19 protein-coding genes are annotated in these 22,378 nt (G+C 65.8%); 12 read left to right on the top strand and 7 right to left on the bottom strand.

Annotated elements, in window-relative coordinates:
* Positions 1–134: 134 nt before the first annotated feature.
* Together KT882_RS17460 and KT882_RS17455 are read left to right on the top strand one after the other, a co-directional pair.
* Complete coding sequence (locus KT882_RS17460) at positions 135–3,098, top strand: EAL domain-containing protein (protein WP_228892743.1); 2,964 nt, start codon at positions 135–137, stop codon at positions 3,096–3,098.
* Positions 3,099–3,181: 83 nt separating this feature from the next.
* The gene (locus KT882_RS17455; protein WP_228892740.1) at positions 3,182–6,268 is read left to right on the top strand and encodes an EAL domain-containing protein; all 3,087 of its coding nucleotides are present in this window, start codon (positions 3,182–3,184) and stop codon (positions 6,266–6,268) included.
* 66 nt (positions 6,269–6,334) lie between these two features.
* Here KT882_RS17455 and KT882_RS17450 read toward each other — a convergent pair whose 3' ends face one another.
* Positions 6,335–8,038, bottom strand: coding sequence for an MFS transporter (locus KT882_RS17450; RefSeq protein ID WP_161071293.1), 1,704 nt, complete (start codon positions 8,036–8,038; stop codon positions 6,335–6,337).
* Positions 8,039–8,261: 223 nt separating this feature from the next.
* Between KT882_RS17450 and KT882_RS17445 the strand changes: the two genes are divergently transcribed.
* The 6 genes from KT882_RS17445 to KT882_RS17420 all read left to right on the top strand — a co-directional run bounded on the left by KT882_RS17445 (position 8,262) and on the right by KT882_RS17420 (position 14,610).
* The gene (locus KT882_RS17445) at positions 8,262–9,440 is read left to right on the top strand and encodes an acetyl-CoA C-acyltransferase (protein ID WP_161071294.1); all 1,179 of its coding nucleotides are present in this window, start codon (positions 8,262–8,264) and stop codon (positions 9,438–9,440) included.
* A gap of 61 nt (positions 9,441–9,501) precedes the next feature.
* Entirely contained in the window at positions 9,502–11,382 is a 1,881-nt protein-coding gene (locus tag KT882_RS17440) for an acyl-CoA dehydrogenase (protein ID WP_228892737.1), read from the top strand.
* A 33-nt stretch (positions 11,383–11,415) separates the two neighbouring features.
* The gene (locus KT882_RS17435) at positions 11,416–12,198 is read left to right on the top strand and encodes an SDR family oxidoreductase (RefSeq protein WP_228892736.1); all 783 of its coding nucleotides are present in this window, start codon (positions 11,416–11,418) and stop codon (positions 12,196–12,198) included.
* Positions 12,199–12,208: 10 nt separating this feature from the next.
* Positions 12,209–13,204 carry an NADP-dependent oxidoreductase gene (locus KT882_RS17430; RefSeq protein WP_228892733.1) on the top strand — a complete coding sequence of 332 codons (996 nt, stop codon included), beginning with the start codon at positions 12,209–12,211 and terminating at the stop codon, positions 13,202–13,204.
* Positions 13,205–13,215: 11 nt separating this feature from the next.
* A complete protein-coding gene (locus tag KT882_RS17425; protein ID WP_161071298.1) occupies positions 13,216–14,130 on the top strand; it encodes an SDR family oxidoreductase in 915 nt (304 codons plus the stop codon).
* 48 nt (positions 14,131–14,178) lie between these two features.
* Positions 14,179–14,610 carry a GNAT family N-acetyltransferase gene (locus tag KT882_RS17420; RefSeq protein WP_161071299.1) on the top strand — a complete coding sequence of 144 codons (432 nt, stop codon included), beginning with the start codon at positions 14,179–14,181 and terminating at the stop codon, positions 14,608–14,610.
* Here the strand turns inward: KT882_RS17420 and KT882_RS17415 are convergent.
* Positions 14,561–15,967 carry an MFS transporter gene (locus KT882_RS17415; RefSeq protein WP_228892731.1) on the bottom strand — a complete coding sequence of 469 codons (1,407 nt, stop codon included), beginning with the start codon at positions 15,965–15,967 and terminating at the stop codon, positions 14,561–14,563. The two genes, KT882_RS17420 and KT882_RS17415, sit on opposite strands and share 50 nt — an antisense overlap.
* 129 nt (positions 15,968–16,096) lie before the next feature.
* On the opposite strand from KT882_RS17415, the gene KT882_RS17410 reads away from it, so the two are divergent.
* Positions 16,097–17,044 (top strand): LysR family transcriptional regulator, encoded by a 948-nt coding sequence (locus KT882_RS17410; protein ID WP_228892730.1) that lies wholly within the window; start codon positions 16,097–16,099, stop codon positions 17,042–17,044.
* Here KT882_RS17410 and KT882_RS17405 read toward each other — a convergent pair.
* From KT882_RS17405 to ygfZ, 5 genes are read right to left on the bottom strand one after another with little or no spacing between them, the layout of a single operon-like run.
* Positions 16,997–17,272 carry a type II toxin-antitoxin system RelE/ParE family toxin gene (locus KT882_RS17405; protein WP_161071302.1) on the bottom strand — a complete coding sequence of 92 codons (276 nt, stop codon included), beginning with the start codon at positions 17,270–17,272 and terminating at the stop codon, positions 16,997–16,999. The genes KT882_RS17410 and KT882_RS17405 overlap by 48 nt on opposite strands.
* Positions 17,273–17,274: 2 nt before the next feature.
* On the bottom strand, positions 17,275–17,541 hold the full coding sequence (locus tag KT882_RS17400) for a CopG family ribbon-helix-helix protein (RefSeq protein ID WP_161071303.1): 267 nt from the start codon (positions 17,539–17,541) through the stop codon (positions 17,275–17,277).
* Positions 17,542–17,569: 28 nt separating this feature from the next.
* On the bottom strand, positions 17,570–18,319 hold the full coding sequence (locus KT882_RS17395) for an NRDE family protein (RefSeq protein WP_161071304.1): 750 nt from the start codon (positions 18,317–18,319) through the stop codon (positions 17,570–17,572).
* On the bottom strand, positions 18,310–18,600 hold the full coding sequence (locus KT882_RS17390; protein WP_161071305.1) for a DUF4936 family protein: 291 nt from the start codon (positions 18,598–18,600) through the stop codon (positions 18,310–18,312). Before KT882_RS17390 ends, KT882_RS17395 begins: the two co-directional genes overlap by 10 nt.
* A gap of 1 nt (position 18,601) precedes the next feature.
* Positions 18,602–19,618: a CAF17-like 4Fe-4S cluster assembly/insertion protein YgfZ gene (gene ygfZ / locus KT882_RS17385; protein ID WP_161071306.1), complete on the bottom strand. Its 1,017-nt coding sequence runs from the start codon at positions 19,616–19,618 to the stop codon at positions 18,602–18,604.
* 117 nt (positions 19,619–19,735) lie between these two features.
* Here ygfZ and mltG point away from each other — a divergent pair, with 117 nt between their 5' ends.
* The 3 genes from mltG to KT882_RS17370 are packed head-to-tail and all read left to right on the top strand — an operon-like array spanning position 19,736 to position 22,377.
* Positions 19,736–20,722: an endolytic transglycosylase MltG gene (mltG, locus tag KT882_RS17380; RefSeq protein ID WP_187358623.1), complete on the top strand. Its 987-nt coding sequence runs from the start codon at positions 19,736–19,738 to the stop codon at positions 20,720–20,722.
* Positions 20,723–20,737: 15 nt separating this feature from the next.
* The gene (gene tmk, locus KT882_RS17375; protein WP_228892729.1) at positions 20,738–21,355 is read left to right on the top strand and encodes a dTMP kinase; all 618 of its coding nucleotides are present in this window, start codon (positions 20,738–20,740) and stop codon (positions 21,353–21,355) included.
* Positions 21,352–22,377, top strand: coding sequence for a DNA polymerase III subunit delta' (locus tag KT882_RS17370; protein WP_228892728.1), 1,026 nt, complete (start codon positions 21,352–21,354; stop codon positions 22,375–22,377). The genes tmk and KT882_RS17370 overlap by 4 nt, the downstream gene beginning before the upstream one ends.
* Position 22,378 lies beyond the last annotated feature (1 nt).

Below are 22,378 nucleotides of genomic sequence, written 5' to 3'. Positions count from 1 at the left end.
TACCCTGAGTGTTTGTCCTGAACACGGCCACGCGGGCGCAGCCCATGGCACTGCTCGCTAACTTCCACGCCCGCCTTGCCCGCCTCAGTCTGCGCGCCAGACTACAAACTGTCATCAGTTGTTTGGCTATCCCCATGCTAGCCTCGGCGCTGGTGGTGGTGCTGCTGCATTTGTATGCCGCATCCGCCTGGCACGCCTTTGCCGAACAGGATCAGCGTGCGCTGCAACTGGCATTGCGGAGCAGCGCCGCGTTGCCTGCGCTGGATGTGGCGGCCACGCGCCGCGCCACGCTGAGCGGCTTGCGCGCGCAGATGCGCGACATCGCCGGCGTTAGCGGAGATGAGAACGTGCGCAGCGCAGCACAGGCAGTCGCTTTGCTTACCTATGAATACGAGACCACCCGGGCTGCCCGCGCCGCCGCACCCCCACCGCTGGCTCCCTTGCTCGACGAGCTGGCAGTACAGGCTACGGGCGCGTCCGCGCAGGCGCATGCGCACGCCGTGCTTGCGGGACGGGTGGCGCTGCTGGCGGTGGTGCTGCTGCCGGTGCTGGCGGCGGCGGGTGCGTTGGTGCTGGCCAGCGGCATTACGCGCAGCATAGACGGCACGCTGCGCGACTGCATCGCCTTCGCCGGCGAAATCGCGGCGGGCAATTTCAGCCACGGCAGCAGCCAGGCGCGACCAGCCGCCAGCGCGCGCCGCCTGGATGCGGACGCCGACAGCGCCAGCGAATTCGACATCCTGGTGCGCTCCATGAACCGCATCGCCGACGAAACCGTCACCGCCGCGGAGCGTACGGCCGCGCAGACCGCAAGGCTGGAGCGGGTGGAGCGCTCGTGGGCGCTGCTGTCCGCGTGCAGCAAGTCGCTGGCCAAAGCCGGCAGCGAGACGGAGCTGCTGAACGCCATCTGCGGGCATCTGGCGGAACTGGGCGGCTACCGCGTGGCCTGGGTGGGCTACGCATGCGACGACGAGTCCATGACCATAGAAGTCGCAGCGCATGCAGGCACCGATGCGGATTACGTGAACGGGTTGCAGCTGAGCTGGGGCGCGGACGTGCACAAGCAGGGCGGCTTCGGCACCGCCATCCACCAAGTGCGCACGGTGGCCACCAGCCAGCTCGCATCGGACCTGGTCTTCACATGCTGGCGCGAACTCACGCCGCCGCACGGCCTGGCGTCCGCGCTGGCGCTGCCGCTGATGAGCGATGGCGAAGGCGATGGTGAACGCACCGCGTTCGGCGTACTGGGCCTCTACTCCGAGCAGAGCGGCCCCGTGGAGGAAGAGGAGTTGCAGCTGCTGCACGACCTGGCGGACGATCTGGCCTTCGGCATCGTCAGCCGCCGCCAATCGGGGCAGCGCCAGCGCGCCGAGGCGCAGCTGGCGCGCCATGTCAATTACGACGACCTGACCGGCCTGGCCAAGCTGGAAACGCTGCAAGCACAGCTGCTGCAGCTGGCGGAACAAGCGCGCGCCGGCCGCAAGACGCTGGCGGCGCTGCACGTGGACCTGGACCGTTTCAAGGACGTCAACGACACGCTGGGCCGCGCGGTGGGCGACCAGGTGCTGGCGCAGGCCGCGCTGCGGCTGGTCCACTGCGCGGGTGAGGGGGCGGTGCTGGCGCGTCCGGGTGCGGACGAATTCGTCATCCTGCTGCCGGGACTTGCCGCGCCGGGCGACGCTGCAAAGGCGGCCAGCCGCATGGCGGCGCAGCTGGCTGAACCGCTGGCCGCCGGACTGCTGCCTCCCGGCGCGCCGGCCATACGCCCGCTCGGCTCCATCGGCATCAGCCTGTATCCCGACGACAGCGCCGAGATAGGCGACCTGCTGCGCAACGCAGGCCTGGCCATGCAGGAAGCGAAGCGGCAGGGCGGCAATACCTGCCGCTACTATGCGCCCGAGCTGAACGCGCGCATGGCTTCGCGCTTCGTCATGGAGTCGGAGCTGAGCCGGGCGCTGGAACGCGGCGAGCTGTCCATGCACTATCAGCCGCAATGCAGCCTGCAGACCGGCGTGGTCGTGGGCGCCGAAGCGCTGATGCGCTGGAAGCACCCCACGCGCGGCATGGTGGCGCCGGGCGAATTCATCAAGCTGGCCGAGGAAACCGGGCTGGTGCTGCCGATAGGCGCGTGGGCCATCGAGAACGTATGCGGCCAGCTCAAGGCCTGGCGCGACGCGGGCGTGAAATCACCGCCAGTGGCCGTCAACTTGTCCGCGCGCCAGTTCCAGCAAGCGGGCCTGGTACAGACCGTGCGCAGGGCGCTGGAAAGCAGCGGCGTGGTGGGGCGCCAGCTGGTGCTGGAGTTGACCGAGAGCGCGGTGATGCAGGACGTGGAGGCGGCCATCGTCACGCTGCGCGAACTGAAAGAGCTGGGCGTGGGCATCGCGCTGGACGACTTCGGCACCGGCTATTCCTCGCTGAGCCACCTGAAGCGCTTCACCATCGACCATTTGAAGATAGACCATTCCTTCGTGCGCGACATCACCACGTCGCCGGACGACGCGGCCATTTGCAACGCGGTGATCGGGCTGGCGCACAATCTGCGCGTGCAGGTGGTGGCCGAGGGGGTGGAAACCGTGGAGCAGATGAACTACCTGCGGCGGCGCTACTGCGACAGCATGCAGGGCTACCTGTTCAGCAAAGCCGTGCCGGCCGGCGCTTACGCCCAGTTGCTGGCAAGCGGCAACAAGCTGGCCTTGCCGGATGCGGCGGAAACCCCGCCCACCTTGCTGCTGCTAGATGACGAACCGAATATCATCCGCTCGCTGAACCGCGCGCTGCGGCTGGATGGCTACAAGATCCTGGCCGCCACCAGCGCGTCCGATGCGCTCAAGCTGCTGGCCATGAGTCCGGTGCAGGTGGTGCTGTCGGACCACCGCATGCCTGAAATGACCGGCATTGAATTTCTTAGCCGCGTGAAGGACCTGTACCCGGACACCGTCCGCATTATCCTGTCCGGCTATGCCGACCTGGACTCCGTGATCGACGCCATCAACCGCGGCGCCGTCTACCGCTACTTCACCAAGCCCTGGGATGACGAGCAACTGCGAGACTGCGTCCAGCAGGCGTTTCGCCACCAGCAGCTACTGGCGGCCTGAACTCTCCGCCCGAAGATAATCTTTCCATATGGCAAATTTCGGACTACTATGTTCTTAACTATTAGAACATGGGAGATGTCGAAATGTCACTGCTCGCGGAGTTTGACAGCCGCCTCGCGCGGCTAAGCCTGCACAGCAGGCTGTGGGCCGTTGTTGCCAGTTTGGCCATGCCCATGCTGGCCGCTGCGCTGCTGGCCGGTTTTGTCCACCTGTACGCGGTGCACGCCTGGCGCGCCTACAGCGGCCAGGAACAGTACGCGGTGCAGCTGGCGCACAAGGCGGGCGCGGATCTGCGCCTGCTGGACGCTCCCGCCACGCGGGCGGCGGCGTTGCTGGCCCTGCGCGCGCAGATGCGCGACGTGGCCGGTCTGAGCGGAGAATCGAGCGTGCGCCGGGCGGCGCAGGCCGTCACCGCCAGCAGCTATGAATACGAGGAAAAGGCCAAGGCCGGCGCGGCGCCGCAAGCTGCAAACACGCTGGCTCCGCTGCTCGACACGCTGAGCACCCGCGCCGCCGACGCGTCCGAACGCGCCCGCGAACGCGCGTCGCAGCTGGCCTTGACCGCACTGGTGGCCATGTTCCTGCTGCCGGCGCTGGCCACCGGCGCTGGCATCCTGGTGGCGCGGCGCTTCACCCACAGCATAGACGGCACGCTGCGCGACTGCATCGCCTTCGCCGGCGCCATCGCCTCCGAAAACTTCAGCCACGGCGGCAGCCACGCACGTGCCGGCGCCCGCGCCAAGCGGCTGGACGCGGACGCGGACAGCGCCAGCGAATTCGACATCCTGGTGCGTTCCATGAACCGCATCGCCGACGAAACCAGCATCGCGGCCAAGCGCCACGCCGATAACAACGCCCGCCTGCGCCGCCTGGAGCGCGCCTGGGCGCTGCTGTCGGCCTGCTGGCAGTCCCAGTTGCGGGCGCAGGACGAGAAGGAACTGCTGGCCGCGGTGTGCGCCCATTTGTGCGATCACGGCGGCTACCGCGCGGCCTGGGTGGGCTATGCGCGTCAGGACGAGAAATTCAGTGTCGAAGTCGCCGCGCATGGCGGCACGGACGCGAACTATGTGCACAAGCTGGCGCTGAGCTGGGGCGAGGAAGTCCACGAGCAGGGCGGCTTCGGAACGGCCATCCACCAGAACCGCACCATGACGACCAATCAGCTGGTCACCGACCTGGTGTTCAATGCGGCCGACCGCCCGGCCGTGCCGCACGGGCTGCTGGCCGCCGCAGCCTTGCCTTTGCGTACCGATCCGGAATCGGCGCCGTTCGGCGTGCTGGGCATCTATTCCGTGCACGCGGAAAGCTTCGACGACGAGGAACTCAAGCTGCTGCAAACCCTGGCGGACGACCTGGTGCTGGGCATAGGCCGCACCAAGCTGCATGCCCAGTGCGTGGCCGTGGCCGCAGCCGCCGAAGCGGAGGCCGAAGAGCGGGCTGCGCATCCCGTCTATTTCGACGACCTGACCGGGCTGGCCACGCTGGCGACCTTGCAGCGCAAGGTTGCGCCGCTGGCCGCGCAAGCCGCCGCAGCGCACCGCAAGCTGGGCGCGCTGCATGTGAACCTGGACAGCTTTGACATGATCAACGAAAAGCTGGGCCGGGAAGTGGCGGACCAGGTGCTGGTCCAGGCAGCGCTGCGGCTGGCGCAAGCAGCCGGCGAGAAGGCCGTGCTGGCGCGCCCCGGCGCGGACGAATTCATCGTGCTTCTGCCATGCTTGGTGTCGGCGGCGCACGCGGGCAAGATCGCGGCGCGCGTGGCCGCCGCGCTGGCCCAGCCGGTGGACGCCAGCCTGCTGCCGCCGGACACGCCGCTGCTCAAGCTGATGTGCTCCACCGGCATCGGCCTGTATCCCGACGACACCGGCGACGGCGACGATGGCGGTCCTTTGCTGGCGCACGCGGCGGAGGCCATGCAGCAAGCCAAGCAGCAAGGCGGCAATACCTACCGCTATTACGCCACCGCGCTCAATGCGCAGGTGGCGCAGCGCGGCGCCATGGAGCTGGAGCTTGGCCGCGCGCTGGAGCGCCGCGAGCTGCTGCTGTACTACCAGCCGCAAGCGAGCCTGGCGCACGGCGGCGTGACTTGCGCCGAGGCGATGCTGCGCTGGCAGCATCCGCAGCGCGGCGTGCTGGCGCCGCAGGACTTTATCCGGCAGGCCGAGGAGACCGGGCTGGTGCTGCCATTCGGCGCCTGGGCCATAGAGCGGGCGTGCAGGCAGCTGAAGGAATGGGCGGACCAGGGCTTGCATATGCCGCCGGTGGCGGTCAACCTGTCGGCCAGCCAGTTCTCGCTGCCCGGACTGGCCGACACTGTGCGGCATGCGCTGGAGAGCAGCGGCGTGCCCGCCGCTTCGCTGGTGCTGGAAGTGGGCGAGCAAGGCCTGATGCACAATCCGGACGCTGCGGCCGCCACGCTGCGGCAGTTGAAGGAGCTGGGTGTGGGCCTGGTGCTGGACGATTTCGGCAGCAGCCAGGCTTCGCTGTATTGCCTGAAAGAGTTCCCCTTTGACCGCCTGAAGTTGGACCCGGCGCTGGTGCACGAACTGGGCGTCTCGCCCGGCGCGGCCGTGTTGTGCGGCGCGATTGTGTCGATGGCGCATACGCTGGGCGGGAAGGTGCTGGCGGACGGTGTGGAGACGGAAGCCCAGCTCCACAGCCTGCAGCAGCGCCATTGCGACGCGGTGCAGGGCGCGCTGTTCAGCAAGGCGCTGCCGGCCGATGGTTACGCGGCGCTGCTCGCCTCCGGCAAGAAGCTGCCGGTGACGGCCAAGGCGACGCAGGCGCCGGAAGCCAGCGCCGTCACGCACACCTTGCTGCTGGTGGATGCGGAAGCGGCCACGCTGCGCGCGCTGAACCGCGTGCTCAAGGGCGACGGCAGCAAGATCCTGGCCGCGTCCAGCGGCGCGGATGCGCTGGCGCTGCTGGAAATTAATCCCGTGCAGGCGGTGGTGTGCGGCGAGCGCCTGTCCGATATGAGCGGCGTGGACTTCCTCGCCCAGGCGGCGGAGCAGCGTCCCGGCGCGGAGCGCATCCTGCTGACCGGCGACGACAGCTACGCGGCGGCGCTGGACGCCCTGAACAGCGGCGCGGCACGGCGCATCTTCCCTAAGCCCTGGAGCGACGCGCAGCTGCGCGACTGCGTCTATCAGCCGCTGCTGCAGGTATAAAAAAACCGCCCGGAAGGGCGGCTGGAAGGAACGCTGGCGGGGCGCTTGCCCCGCCGTACCGGGGAATCAGTCGGCGGCGTAGATGTCGTTGTGGATGGTCTCTTTCACGAACAGGGCGCCGATGACTGCGGTGATCAGCGCGATCACAATCGGATACCACAGGCCGTAGTAGATGTCGCCCTTGAAGGCCACCAGCGCGAACGAGATGGTAGGCAGCAGGCCGCCGAACCAGCCGTTGCCGATATGGTATGGCAGCGACATCGAGGTGTAGCGGATGCGGGTTGGGAACATCTCCACCAGCATGGCGGCGATCGGGCCGTACACCATGGTCACATACAGCACCAGGATGAACAGGATCAGTACCATCATCGGTTTGTTCATCTGGGCTTCGTCAGCCTTGGCTGGGTAGCCTGCGGCCTTGATCGCGCCGGCGACTTCCTTCTTCAGAGCCGCTTCGGTGTCCTTGCTGGCCTTGTCGAAGTTCAGGCCGTCAGGCGTCATGGTGGCGTTGAAGGCGCTGATTTCCTTGTCGCCCACCTTGATTTTGGCAACCGTGCCTGGCGCAGCTTCCACAGTGGTGTAAGCAACCGAAGCGCTGGACAGCATGCCGGTGGCGATGTCGCACGAGGATGGGAATTTCTTGGTGCCGGTAGGGTTGAACTGGAAGTGGCAGGAAGCTGGATCAGCCACCACCACCACTGGCGAGTTTTTCAGTGCGGCTTCCAGTGCAGGGTTGCCGTAGTGGGTCAGCGCGCCGAACAGCGGGAAGTAGGTTGCAGCAGCAATCACGCAGCCGCCCAGGATGATCCATTTGCGGCCGATCTTATCCGACAGCATGCCGAAGAAGATGAAGAACGGAGTTGCCAGCGCCAGCGACAGCGCGGTCATGATGTTGGCGTTGGGGCCGTCGATCTTCAGCACCTGGGTCATGAAGAACAGGGCGTAGAACTGGCCGGTGTACCAGACCACTGCCTGGCCCATGGTCAGGCCGACCAGCGCCAGGATCACCACTTTCAGGTTGCGCCATTGGCCGAAAGCTTCGCTCAGCGGGGCCTTGGAGGTTTTGCCTTCCGCTTTCATCTTGGCGAAGGCTGGCGATTCATTCATGGACAGGCGGATCCACACCGAGACGCCGAGCAGCAGCACGGAGACCAGGAAGGGAATGCGCCAGCCCCAGGCGTTGAAGGCTTCTTCGCCGGTGGCGGTGCGGGTGCCCAGGATCACCAGCAGGGACAGGAACAGACCCAGGGTGGCCGTGGTCTGGATCCATGCGGTGAAGGAGCCGCGCTTGCCTTCCGGCGCATGTTCCGCGACGTAGGTGGCTGCGCCGCCGTACTCGCCGCCCAGCGCCAGGCCCTGCAGGATGCGCAGCGTGACCAGGATGATGGGGGCGGCGATGCCGATGGCGGCATAGCCCGGCAGCAGGCCGACAATGAAGGTGGACGCACCCATGATCAGGATGGTGACCAGGAAGGTGTATTTGCGGCCGATCATGTCACCCAGGCGGCCGAACACCAGCGCGCCGAAGGGGCGCACGATGAAGCCGGCGGCGAAGGCCAGCAGGGCGAAAATGAAGGTGGTGGTAGGATCGCCGATAAAGAACTGCTTGGCGATGATGGATGCGAGCGAGCCGTACAGATAAAAGTCGTACCACTCGAATACGGTGCCCAGCGAGGACGCGAAGATGACTTTCTTTTCTTCCGCCGTCATGGGCGATACTTTGCCGCCCGTGTTGCGCAAGCCGTTGGCGGTGCCGGATGCTGTTGCCATGATTTGTCTCCATATAATTATTGAACCCGAAAGCCAATTCGTTGTTACTTCATTAGCTTGGATGCACTATGGACGCTTAACCTTACGTCATGCTTGCTTGAAACTTACGGCAAGCTTACAAGTGAGCAGGGCTGGAAAAGCACGCTGGAAAATTTGCGAACGACCGTACTAAAATATGATATTCTGGGTAAATCGACTATAAACATCTCACCAGGAGACAAAGATGACTGATGCCGTGATCGTTTCGACCGCCCGTACTGGCCTGGCCAAATCGTGGAAGGGCGCTTTCAACATGACGCACGGCGCCACGCTGGGCGGCCACGCCCTGCAGGCGGCCATTGCGCGCGCCAATATCGAGGCGGGCGAAGTGGAGGACGTGCTGATTGGCTGTGCCAATCCGGAAGGCGCCACCGGTGGCAATATCGCGCGCCAGATTGCGCTGCGCGCCGGTTGCCCGGTGACCACCGCCGGCATGACCATCAACCGCTTCTGCTCGTCCGGCCTGCAGACCATCGCCACCGCAGCGCAGTCCATCATTGCCGGCCAGGGCGACATCTTTGCCGCCGGCGGCGTGGAATCGATCTCCTGCGTGCAGCAGGAAATGAATCTGCATATGTACAAGGAAGTCTGGCTGTCGCAGAACAAGCCGGAAATCTACTGGAGCATGCTGCAAACCGCTGAAACCGTGGCCAAGCGCTACGGCATCAGCAAGGAGCGCCAGGACGAATACGGCGTGCAAAGCCAGCAGCGCGCCGCCGCAGCCCAGGCGGCAGGCCTGTTCAATGCCGAAATCGTGCCGATGACCACGGTCATGGGCGTGGCCGACAAGGCCAGCGGCATGCTGCTGAGCCGTGAAGTGACCATCTCGGCGGACGAAGGCATCCGCGCCGACACGACGCTGGAAGCCGTGTCCAAGATCCGCACCGCCATGCCGGGCGGCGTGATCACCGCCGGCAACGCCAGCCAGTTCTCGGACGGCGCCTCGGTCGCCATCGTGATGAATGCGAAAGTGGCGGAAGCCAAGGGCCTGCAGCCACTGGGCATCTTCCGCGGCTTCGCCGTGGCCGGCTGCGAGCCGGATGAAATGGGCATCGGCCCCGTGTTCGCCATACCCAAGCTGCTTAAGCAGGCCGGCCTGAAGGTGGAAGACATCGGCCTGTGGGAGCTGAACGAAGCCTTTGCCGTGCAGGTGCTGTACTGCGCCGACAAGCTGGGCATCCCGATGGAGCGCCTGAACGTGAACGGCGGCGCCATCGCCGTGGGCCATCCTTACGGCGTGTCAGGCGCCCGCCTGACCGGCCACGCGCTGATCGAAGGCAAGCGCCGTGGCGTGAAATACGTGGTGGTGACCATGTGCATCGGCGGCGGCCAAGGCGCTGCGGGCCTGTTCGAAGTCGTATAAAGCAGCAAGCACGGGCGCTCGGAGAAGCGCCCGTTTCATAATTAGATTCCTGAGACTACCTATGCAATCCAAACTCCTGTCGCGGCGCGACATCGATTTCCTATTGTATGAATGGCTGGACGTGGAGGCGCTGAACCAGCGCCCGCGCTTCCAGGACCACAGCCGCGAGACCTTCAACGCGGCCATCGATACGGCCGAGCAGATCGCCACCGACCTGTTTGCGCCCCATAACAAAAAGAGCGACCTGCAGGAGCCGCACGCGGTGCCGGGCGAGCATTGCCTGGAAGTGAAGATCATCCCCGAGGTGAAGGCCGCGCTGGACGCCTATGTGGGCGCCGGCCTGCTGGCGGCGGGCCAGGACTATGAGCTTGGCGGCATGCAGCTGCCGGTCACGGTGGAGAAGGTGCTGGCCGCTTACTTCACGGCGGCCAATGTCTCGACCACGTCCTATCTCTTCCTCACCATAGGCAATGCCAACACGCTGCTGAAGACCGGTACGCCGGAGCAGGTGCGCCGCTACGTGCGGCCGATGTTCGAGGGGCGCTTCTTCGGCACCATGTGCTTGTCCGAGCCGCAGGCCGGTTCCAGCCTGTCCGACATCACCACCCGCGCGGACGCGGACCCGGTGCAAGGCCTGGATGGCGAGCGCCAGTACCGGCTGAGCGGCAACAAGATGTGGATCTCGGCCGGCGAGCACGATTTGGCGGGCAATATCGTCCACCTGGTGCTGGCCAAGATCCCCGGCGCGGACGGCAAGCTGATCCCGGGCGTCAAAGGCATCTCGCTGTTCATCGTGCCCAAGTTCCTGGTCAACGAAGACGGCACGCTGGGCGAGCGCAACGACGTGGTGCTGGCGGGCCTGAACCACAAGATGGGCAACCGCGGCACCAGCAACTGCCTGCTCAACTTCGGCGAGGGCAAGTTCAAGCCGCAGGGAAAGGGCGGCGCCATCGGCTACCTGGTCGGTAATCCGCACCAGGGCCTGGCCAATATGTTCCACATGATGAACGAGGCGCGTATCGGCGTGGGCGCGGGTGCTGCGGTGCTGGGCTATACCGGCTACCTGCACTCGCTGGACTACGCGCGCAACCGTCCGCAAGGCCGCCACCCGGCCGCCAAGGATCCGGCGCAGCCGCAGCTGCCCATCATGGCGCACACCGACGTGCGCCGCATGCTGCTGGCGCAGAAGGCCTACAGCGAAGGCGCACTGGCGCTGGTGCTGTACAGCTCCCGCCTGGTGGACGAGCAGCAGACCGCCGCCACGCCGGAAGCGCGCGAACATGCGGGGCGGCTGCTGGACTTCCTCACGCCCATTACCAAATCCTGGCCTTCGCAATGGTGCGTGGAGGCCAACAGCCTGGCGATACAGGTGCACGGCGGCTACGGCTACACCCGCGAATACAATGTGGAGCAGTTCTACCGCGACAACCGCCTGAACGCCATCCACGAAGGCACGCACGGCATCCACGGCCTGGATCTGCTGGGCCGCAAGGTGGCTATGCAGGACGGTGCGCTGTTCAAGGCCTTCGCCGGCCAGGTGCGCAAGACCGTGGACCGCGCCGCGTCGGCCAATCCGCAGCACGCGCTGTCCGCCGAGCTGCGCGTGCAGGCGGACGCGCTGGCCGCTGCGCTGCGCCGCATCACCCACGTTACGCAGGCGCTGTACGCGGCGGGCGATATGAACAAGACGCTGGCCAACGCCAGCACCTATCTGGAAGCGATGGGCCATATCGTGGTGGCGTGGATGTGGCTGGAGCAGGCCGTGGTGGCCGCTGGCGCGCTGGCTGCAGGGGCGGCGGGCGATGATGCCAACTTCTACCAGGGCAAGCTGCAAGCCTGCCGCTACTTCTTCCGCTGGGAGCTGCCCAAGGTGCAGCAGCAGCTCGAGCTGCTGGAAAGCATAGACACAACTACGCTGGACATGCAGGATGCGTGGTTCTAACTAAAACGACTAAATCTGACCGGAGACCAAGATATGCGCACTACCCAAGAATTATTCAGCCTGCAAGGCAAAACCGCACTGGTGACGGGCGGCTCGCGCGGCCTGGGCCTGCAAATGGCGCTGGCGCTGGGCGAGCAGGGCGCCAAAGTGGTGCTGTCCTCGCGCAAGCAGTCGGACCTGGATGAAGCCGTGGCCATACTGGCCAAGCACGGCGTGACGGCCTACGCCATCGCGGCGGACCTGGCCAAGGAAGCGGCCGTTGGCCCGCTGGTGGACGCGGCGCTGGAAAAACTGGGCGGCCATATCGACATCCTGGTCAACAACGCCGGCGCCACCTGGGGCGCGCCGGCCGAGGACTACCCGCTGGAGGCGTGGGACAAGGTGATGAACCTGAACATCCGCAGCATCTTCCTGGTGTCGCAGGCTGTGGGCAAGCGTTCGATGATACCGCGCAAATACGGCCGCATCATCAACATCGCCTCCATCGCCGGCCTGGCTGGCAACCCGCCCGGCATGCAGACCATCGCCTACAACACCTCCAAGGCGGCGGTGATCAACTTCACCCGCACGCTGGCGGCGGAATGGGGCGTGCACGGCATTGCCGTCAACGCGATTGCGCCGGGCTTCTTCCCGTCCAAGATGACCGCTGGCCTGCTGGCCGCGCTGGGCGAGGAGCAGATGGCCGCCGAAGCGCCGCTGCGTCGCCTGGGCGATGACGAAGACCTGAAAGGCCCCGTGGTGCTGCTGGCGTCCGACGCGGGCAAACACATCACCGGCCAGACCCTGCCGGTGGACGGCGGCGTGTCCGCACTGTAAGGAGAACGGCATGAACACTTATCAGCGCATGGTCCTGGCCTCCCGCCCCAGCGGCGAGGTCCAAGCCTCCAACTTCCGCCTGGAGACGGCCGATGTTCCCGCCATTGCGGACGGCCAGATCCTGATCCGCAACCATTATTTGTCGCTGGACCCGTATATGCGCGGTCGCATGAGCGACGCCAAGAGCTACGCCGAGCCGCAGCCGCTGGACGCGACCATGATAGGCGGCACCGTCGGCCAGGTGGTCGAATCCAAACACCCCAAGTTCGCTGCCGGCGATTTCGTGGCGGGCATGTTTGGCTGGTCGGAGATCGGCGTGTCCGACGGCGCGCTGCTGCGCAAGCTGGACACCACGCATATCCCGCTGTCTGCCTATCTCGGCCCGGTCGGCATGCCAGGCATGACGGCGTGGTTCGGCTTCAACCAGATCATGCAGGCCAAGGCCGGCGAGACCGTGGTGGTATCCGCAGCCAGCGGCGCGGTGGGCAGCGTGGTTGGGCAACTGGCCAAGCTGCGCGGCTGCCGCGCAGTGGGCATTGCGGGCGGCAAGGACAAATGCGACTACGTGGTCAATGAACTGGGCTTCGACGCCTGCATAGACTACAAGGCCGGCAATCTGGAGGGCGACTTGGCCGCCGCCACCCCGGACGGCGTGGACGCCATCTTTGAAAACGTGGGCGGCGCCGTGTTCGACGCGGCGCTGGCGCGCACCAACGCCTTCGCCCGCGTGGCGCTGTGCGGCATGATCGCAGGCTACAACGGCGAAGACGTCCCCATCCGAAACGCGCGCGTGCTGCTGACCAACCGGCTGACGGTGCGCGGCTTTATCGTCTCCGAGCATATGGAGCTGTGGCCGCAAGGCTTGACCGAGCTGGGCGGGCTGGTGGCCACCGGCAAGCTGAAATACCGTGAATCGATAGCGGACGGCCTGGCCGCCGCACCGGAAGCATTCATGGGCCTGCTCAAAGGCAAGAACTTCGGTAAACAATTGGTCAAGCTCATCTAAGGCGGACATTCATGAAAAATTTCCAAGACAAAGTAGCCGTCATCACCGGCGGCGCAGCCGGCCTGGGCCGTGAGTTCGCCATCAAGGCGCACAAGCTGGGCATGAAGCTGGTGCTGGCCGACGTGCAGCAGGACGCGCTGGACAAGACCGTGGCCGAGCTGAAGGAGCAGGGCGCGCAGGTGATCGGCCTGATCTGCGACGTCCGCAAGGGCGAGCAGGTGCAGGCGCTGGCCGACGCCACCATGAAGGAATTCGGCTCGGTGCACCTGGTGTTCAACAACGCCGGCGTGGGTTCGGGCGGGCTGATCTGGGAAAACACGGTGGCGGACTGGGAGTGGGTACTGGGCGTCAACGTCTGGGGCGTGATCCACGGCGTGCGCATCTTCACCAAGCTGATGCTGGAATGCGCGAAGAAGGAAGAGGGCTACGAGGGGCATATCGTGAACACGTCCTCGATGGCGGGCGTGGTCAATCCGACGGCGATGGGCGTCTACAATGTGTCCAAGCATGCGGTGGTGTCGCTGTCCGAGACGCTGTATCACGACCTGAACTTGGTGGATGCGCCCATCGGCGCGTCGGTGCTGTGCCCGTTCTTCGTCCCGACCGGCATCAACCAGTCGCACCGCAACCGTCCGGACGACGTGAAAATGGACGCCAAGCCCACGCGCAGCCAGCTGGCTTCGCAGGCGATGACGGACAAAGCCGTCACATCGGGCAAGGTCACCGCCGAGGATGTGGCCAACATCACCTTCCAGGCGATCGCGGACGGCCAGTTCTACATTTACACGCATCCGCAGGCGCTGGGCGGCTTGAAAACGCGCATGGAAGACATGACCACCGGCCGCAACCCGACCGACCCCAACGATGCCACCCCGCACATCCGCCAGATGCTGAAGGACATGGTGAAAGGCGGTAGCGCGGGCTGAGGCCTGCATGCGACAATTGTGCTTTCGCATTCATGGAGCACAGCAGGCATGAGCACTCGGCACGATATCCGCTTCGGCGACTGGACCGAACTGCAGCGGGACGCGAAGATCATCCGCATGGAGGTCTTCGTGGTGGAGCAGAACGTTCCCGCCGAACTGGAGATGGACAACAACGACGCGGCCTGCCTGCATGCCGTGGCTTATGACGCGGCCGGCTTGCCGATCGGCACCGGCCGCCTGCTGCCGGACGGCCATATCGGCCGCATGGCGGTGCGCAAGGCGGGGCGCGGCACCGGCATCGGCGGCGCGCTGCTGGAGGGGCTGATGGAGCAGGCCAAGCTGCGCGGCCACAAGCGTGTAGTGCTCGGCGCGCAGACGCACGCCGCCGCGTTCTACGAAAAGCACGGCTTCGCCATCGTCGGCGAGGAATTCATGGAAGCGGGCATTCCGCACGTGGAGATGGCGCATTCCTTTGAATGATGCCTGCGGCGGCCAGGGACAGTACGGCGGCGACGCCGAACGCGGCCTGCATGCCGCCCAGCGCATACAGGGCGCCCATGGCCGACGCGCCGGTAATCAATCCCAGGTTGCGTGACAGATTGAGCAAGCCGGACACCACGCCGCGCTGGCTTGCTTCGACGTCCGCCATGACGGCGGTGTTGTTCGCCGCCTGGAACAGGGCATAGCCTGCGGTGATCAGCGCCAGCGGAGCGATGTAGCCCGGCACGCCGTAACTGGCGGCCATCCAGGGCAGGGCGGCTGCGCCCGCAGCCATACCAGCCAATCCGGCCAGGCCTGCGCGGCGCGCGCCCATGCTATCCACCAGGCGGCCGGCCGGGACGCCGCTCAGCGCGGCCACCAGCGGGCCGGTCGACATCACCAGGCCAATTTGCGCCGCCTCCAGCCCCAGCACGCCCCCAAGATAGAACGGCCCCACCACCAGCGTAGCCATGACCACCGTGGTCACGAGGGCGCTCGCAGCAAAACCCGCTCCCAGTACGGGATGGCGCAGCATCTCCATGCGGATCAGCGGCGAGGCGGACTTCTTCTGCGCCAGCGCGAACAGTCCGCCGCAGGCCGCCGCGCCCAGCAGCAATAGCGCATTCGTCCAGCCGAAGTGCCCGCGTCCCAGCGTCATGGCAAGCGAGAATGCGGCCAGCGTCAGCGCAAGCAGCAAGGTGCCCAGCTGGTCGAATTTGGGCCGGGGAGCGTCCGCAGCAGGGGCGTCGGCGGGCAGGAAGCGATAGGCGAGCAGGGCGGCGAGCGCGCCCAGCGGAACGCTGATCCAGAAAATCGCCGGCCACCCGGCAAGTGCGATCAACCCGCCACCCGCCGTTGGTCCGAGGGCCGTGCCGACGGCGGACATGGTGCCCAGCAGACCCATGGCGGTGCCGGTCCTTTCCCTGGGCACGGCGCTGGCTGCAAACGCCATCGCCAGGGACATCATGGCGGCGGCGCCCAAGCCTTGCAGCGCGCGCGCCGCGATCAGCTGCCACAGTTCCCCAGCCAGGCCGCACAAGGCCGAGGCCACCGTGAACAGCGCCACCCCGGCTATGAGCAGCCTGCGCCTGCCCAGCAGGTCGCCCAGCCGTCCCACGCTCACGATCAGGGTGGTGATAGCCAGCAGATAGGCCAGCACCACCCACTGAACCTGCTGGAAAGACGCATGGAAGCTGGCCGCCAGCGTCGGTAATGCGACGTTGGCAATACTGGTGCCCAGCGAGGACAGCAGCGTCGTCAGCGAAAGCGCGGCCAGCGCCTGCCGGGCTGCGGCCGTGAGGGGGATGGGGAGCGCGCCTGGAATCGCTTCCGGAAGCTGGATGGGCCGGGTTTTCATGCTGGTTCTCCTGCGGATTGGTCAGCATTGATCGTACCCGCGCGCCATAGATGGCGGAAGGCGCAGCGGTTGCAGCTTATTAGTGCACCGCACGCCATATACGCCGTGGTTCCGTGCTATCGTTGCCGCATGTCTACTCCGGATCTCAACCTGCTCATTACGCTGGACGTGCTGCTCGCCGAGGGCAGCGTAGCGCGCGCCGCCAGGCGTTTGCGGCTCAGTCCGTCGGCCATGAGCCGGGCGCTGGCGCGGCTGCGGGAGACTACCGGAGACCCGCTGCTGGTCCGCGCCGGACGCGGCCTCGTGCCCACGCCGCGCGCGCTGGAGCTGCGCGAGCGCGTCAGCCAGCTGGTTCAGGACGCTGAATCCGTCCTCCGGCCAGCGGAGCGGCTGGACCTTGCCGCGCTGGTGCGCACATTCACGATACGGGCGAGGGAAGGCTTCATCGACAATTTCGGCGCCGAGCTGATCTGCCGCGCCGCCGCCGAAGCGCCCGGCGTGCTCTTGTGTTTCGTGGACAAGCTGGACAAGGAAAGCACGGCCTTGCGCGACGGTACGGTGGATCTGGAAACCGGCGTGGTGGGCAAGGCGACCGGCCCCGAAGTGCGCACCCGCGCGCTGTTCCGGGACCGTTTCGTGGGCGTCGTGCGCGCCGGGCACCCGCTCAGTACAGGCACGGTAACGGCGGCACGCTACGCCGAAGGACGGCACGTTGCCGTGTCGCGGCAGGGACAGGAAAGAGGGCAGATAGACGAGGCGCTGAGCCGGGCCGGGCTGGAGCGGAAGGTGGCCACCATCGTCGGCAGTTTCTCGGCGGCGCTGGCGCTGGTGCGCGGCTCGGACCTGGTCGCCAGCGTCCCTGAGCGCCAGACCGGGAAGCTGCGCGACGGCCTGCACAGCTTCCCGCTGCCGCTGGAGGCGCCGCAAATCACGGTCTCCATGCTCTGGCATCCCCGCATGGATGCCGACCCGGCACACCGCTGGCTGCGCAGTCTAGTCCATGCGGTCGTTACAGCAGGGGGGAATCGATTACAGTTGCTCGCGGGTATGGCGAACGCGGATGATGGCAATAGCTGAATCCCGGATCTCGTAACGCAGTTCGTATTTGCCAACCAGAATGCGCCGCACTTCTCGATTCCCGAATCCAGTAAGCTGTTCGCCTATGCGTGGATTCGCGAATAGTTTTTCTGGCGCGGCGTAGAGTTGCGCCATCGCGCGAGCCGCCGCCGAGGGGTTGAGAGGGGCCAGAAACGCATACAGCCTGCCCAGGTCAGACTGCGCCTTGCTGGTCCATAGGATTTTCATGCTTAAGGCAAAGGTAGGGGATTTTCCGTATTCAGGCCCTCAACCCATGCTTTAATCACTGAATGGTCCACGACCCTGCCTGCATCAACATCCGCAAGACCTTCCAGGGTCATTTGATAAATCCGGTCCTCGCGTTCCGCCCACAGCACCAGGGCTTGCTCCACGATAGAGTCCACCGGTATTTGGGAACTGCTTGCCAAAGCAGAAATCCGCTCGGCGAGCGGCTGTGGGATGCGTACCGTCCAGCTCGTTGTGTCTCTCGTGTTCATCACTGCCTCCGTGCTGAATGCCGTCGCTTTACTGTATCAGCATTTCGTGCAGCACTGCGGGGCCATCGGCATAAAGCTTGACCACGGTCGAGGTGCGGGTGCCGTAGCCGGGGGACTCGATGCGGACGGCCGACAGCAGGCGCTCGACTTCCAGCGGCACGCCGGTTTCGGGCAGGCGCAGGTCGGGCGCGCGGGTGGTGTCGGCCAGCATTTCGAAGTAGGCGTCGTCCGGCGCACCCAGGCACAGCAGGCTTGCGAACTGGGCTTTGGTCTTCAGCACCTTGGGCCAGGGCGAATCCAGCGTGGCGTTGGACAGGCCGTAGATGCCCGGCGCGAGCGGCTGGCCGTTGCGCGGGTCGTCGCCGCCCTTGTTGGAGTACCAGATCAGGGTGTCGCGGTCGCCGATGACGAGGTTGAAGCCGTTGTAGGCATCCGCGCCGGCGCGGATATGCTCCACGTACTCGGCCGGCGACATGCTGCCGGCCAGGAAGCCGGACACCAGCTGGCCGCGCGAGGGCGCGTCGGCCTTGTGCTCCAGCGGCGCGCGGATATTGGTGATGGCGGCGAAGCGCGGCGATGCGCCGGCGGCTTCGGCATCGGTTTGAGCGACGCCCATCCAGCTGCCGCCCGCCTTCAGGTCGCGGCCCGCGTAGATGCGCGGCTGGTCCGGCCACGGCCCGGCCGGGGCCGCTTCGCGGGCGTAATATTCATCGCGGTTGGCAGCAGCGATCAGCGGCACGGCCGGCACCACTTGCCAAGCGAAAACGATCAAACACATGAGTTGAAATCCGTAAAAACTTCGGTGTGGCGGGGGCCGGCCGTGAGCGGCAGCAGCCCGGATTGCTGGACGGCGGCCGCCAGCGCGGCCTCGAACCCGTCCGGCACCGCCGGATAAACTTCCATCCAGGTCTGCAAGCCGTCTTTGGCCTGCGGACGGCGCTTCAGCTGCGGCGGCGTGCCGCAGGCGCTGGCCAGTCCGGCCTGCATGGCCGTGACCGCGCCGTGCAGGCTGGCCGTGTCGGCCTCCCGCACCTGGTAGTAGATGTACAAATCGGCCATGCTAGACGTCGAGCTTGTCCAGCACGTAGGGCATGGGCAGGAACTCCAGCTGCACGCCGTCCGCAGAACCCAGGCGCACCGCGCCCTGTTCCAGCGCTTCCAGTTTCATTTCCACCAGCGCGTCCACGCCGCCCAGGCCGTTCGGCGCGGCGTTCACCACCATGCCGCAAGGCTGGGACGGATCGGACTCGGCAAAGACTTCCGTGCCGGCCTTGGCATCGCCATCGGCCACGCGCACCAGCGCCGTGCGGCGCTTGAGCTTGCCCAGATACTGGCTGCGCGCGACGATTTCCTGGCCCGGATAGCAGCCTTTCTTGAAATTGACGCCGCCCAGCAGCTCGAAATTGATCATCTGCGGCACAAACTGCTCCTGCGTGGCGGCGCCGATTTGCGGCACGGCGGCATGGATTTCGGCCAGGCGCCAGGCCTCGTTGCCGCCCACGTTCAGCTTGTCCGCCAGCACGGGCGCGGCGGTTTCCGCGATCTCGGCCGACGTGATCCACAGGTAGCGCGGCGCGCCGAAGGCGTCCGCCAGGCGCAGCAGCGTGCCCAGCGGGTGCTCGATCTTGCTGTAAGGCTGCTCCGGCAGCGGCTCGAACCAGGTCTGCAGCACGGCCTCGGCCATGCCGCCGCCCAGGGCCAGCACCACCTGCGTGGCGGGCGCCTCGGTGGCGTCGGCCAGCTTGGTCTTGGCGCGCATCACGAACATGGACAGGCGTTTCTGCAGAGCGGGCTGGATTTCGCGCGGCAATTGCAGGAAGATGGATTCCTCATTGCGCCAGAGCAGGAAGGTGGCTTGCAGGCGGCCTTTCGGGCTGCAATAGCCGGCCAGGCGCACGTCGTCCAGGCCCAGGTGCTCGACGTCGTTGGTCAACTGGCTGTGCAGGAAACTGGCCGAATCCGGGCCGGTCAATGCGATCAGGCCCTGGTCGGTGACGGCGGCAACAAAGCCCACGGCCAGTTCGGTCGGGGTCAGCGGCTTGCCCTGCGGCGTTAAAAGTTGATTCCAGTTACTCATAAATTCCAATAATTTGACGATTAAAGCATTATCATTACGGCCTAATTATAGTGATGTAGAAGAATTCGCGCCGGACGCCGCAAAAAAGCGGTTTCCCCGCCTTAAAGTGGCTTGCAAATGGCATTCATAAAAAAGACGATTATGTTGGGCATCCTGGCCGCGGCGGCGGCAGGGGGCGGCTTTGCCTGGTGGGCAGGGCAGCCGATTATCACCGAAGAACCCGCCATCGAATTCACCATCGTGCCGGGCAGCGGCGCGCACGCGGCCGGCCAGCAGATCGCCGAGGCCGGCATTCCCATCCAGCCGCTGCTGTTCAACCTGCTGGCGCGCTTTACGCAAAAGTCGTCCAAGCTCAAGGCCGGCGCCTACGAGCTCAAGCCCGGCACCACGCCGCTGCGCCTGATCGACCAGCTGGTGCGCGGCGAGTTCGCGCAGGAGCAGCTGACCATCATCGAAGGCTGGACCTTCCGCCAGATGCGCCAGGCCGTGGCCGCCCACAAGGGCTTGAAGCACGACACCATCGCCCTGTCCGACACCGAGCTGATGGCGCTGGTGTCCCCCGAGTTCAAGGCACCCGAGGGTCTGTTCTTCCCGGACACCTATCTGTTCGCCAAGGGTTCCAGCGAGCTGGCCATTTTCCGCCAGGCGCACGCCATGCTGATCGCCAAGCTGAGCGACGCCTGGGAAAAGCGCGATCCGAATCTGCCCTACAAGAACCCGTATGAAGCGCTGACCATGGCCTCCATCGTGGAAAAGGAAACCGGCCAGAAGTCCGAGCGCAACATGATCGCAGGGGTGTTCGTCAACCGCCTGCGCCTGGGCATGCTGCTGCAAACCGACCCCACCGTGATCTACGGCATGGGCGCCCGCTACGACGGCAAGATCCGCAAAAAGGATCTGGAGACCGACACCCCGTACAATACCTACACCCGTGCCGGCCTGCCGCCCACGCCGATCGCCTTGCCGGGCGTGCAGTCGCTGACGGCGGCGCTGGCCCCGGCCAAGACGGCGGCGCTGTATTTCGTCTCGCGCGGCAACGGCACCAGCAAGTTTTCCGACAATCTGACCGACCACAACCGGGCAGTGAACCAGTATCAACGTTAAAGAATCAACAGTTACATGAAACACTACAGCGGCAAGTTCATCAGTTTCGAAGGCATAGACGGCGCCGGCAAATCCACCCATATCGGCTTTGTGACCGACTTTATCCGCGCGCGCGGCGTGCAGCTGGTCAGCACGCGCGAGCCGGGCGGCACGCCGCTGGGCGAGAAAATCCGCGAGCTGTTCCTGCATGAGAAGATGCACCTGGAAACCGAAACCCTGCTGGTGTTCGCCAGCCGCCGCGAGCACCTGGCGCAAGTGATCGAACCGGCGCTGGCCCGTGGCGACTGGGTGCTGACGGACCGCTTCACCGACGCCAGCTTCGCCTACCAGGGCGCCGGACGCGGCCTGGACCGCGCCAAGCTGGAAACACTGGCGCACTGGGTGCATGCGGACCTGGAGCCGGACCTGACCTTTTTGTTCGACGTGCCGCTGGAAGTGGCGCGCGCCCGCCTGGACGCGACCCGCGAGCTGGACAAGTTCGAGCGCGAGCAGGAAGACTTCTTCCACGCCACCCGCAACGAATACCTGCGCCGCGCGGCCGAAGCGCCGCAGCGCTTCCGCGTGATCGACTCCACCCGCAGCATCGCCGAGATCCAGCAGGAACTGGCAGGCATACTGGACGGGCTGGTATGACCACGGCCATCTACCCCTGGCAGGAAACGGCCTGGCAGCAGCTGCAGGCGCTGCGCGCCCGGATGCCGCACGCCATCCTGTTCCACGGCGCGGCGGGCACCGGCAAGGCGGACTTTATCGAGCATTTCGCCCAGTCGCTGCTGTGCGAAAACGCCGGGCCGGGCGGCCATGCCTGCGGCGCCTGCGTCTCCTGCGGCTGGTTTGCCCAGCACAACCATCCCGACTACCGCCGCGTGCGTCCCGAGTCCTTCGAGGACGAAGTGAGCGGCGAGGGCGAGGAGGGCGAGGAAAAGAAGGCCGCCAAGTCCAAGACCCCGTCCAAAGAGATCAAGATCGAGCAGATCCGTTCGCTGGCTGATTTCATGAACATCTCCACCCACCGCCAGGGCTTGCGCGTGGTGGTGCTGTATCCGGCCGAGGCGCTGAATATGCCGGCCTCGAACGCGCTGCTGAAAACGCTGGAGGAGCCACCGCCGGGCACGGTGTTCCTGCTCTCGTCAAACAGCCTGGACCGCTTGCTGCCCACTATTTTGTCGCGCTGCCGCAAGTTCGCGCTGCCCATGCCGGGCCACGAGGAGGCGCTGGCCTGGCTGAAGGCGCAAGGCGTGGCCGACGCCGACAGCTGGCTGCGCGAGCAGGGCGGTGCGCCGCTCGCCGCGCTGGCCCAGTCCGAGTCCGGCAGCCGCGAGGAAATGGACATGCTGCTGCAGATGCTGGCCCACCCCAGCGTGGAGGCGGCGCTGCGGGCGGCCGACAAAATGCAGAAAGTGCCGCTCGCTTCCCTGGTTTCCTGGTTGCAGCGCTGGCTTTACGATATGTTTTCCTACAAACTATCAGGCAACATCCGGTATTATCCCCGTTACCGCAAGGAGCTGGCCGGACTGGCGGACAAGGTGCACACCGCCAGGCTGATGGCGGCGATCAAGGGCGTCAACGAGCGCCGCGCGATTGCCGACCATCCTTTGTCGCCCAAGCTGTTCATTGAGGATATGCTGCTGGACTACACAGCCAGCTGCGCTTGAA

The sequence above is a fragment of the Pseudoduganella aquatica genome, assembly GCF_020865585.1.
Classification (GTDB): domain Bacteria; phylum Pseudomonadota; class Gammaproteobacteria; order Burkholderiales; family Burkholderiaceae_D; genus Rugamonas; species Rugamonas aquatica_A.
This window is presented reverse-complemented; position numbering and strand designations above follow the sequence as displayed.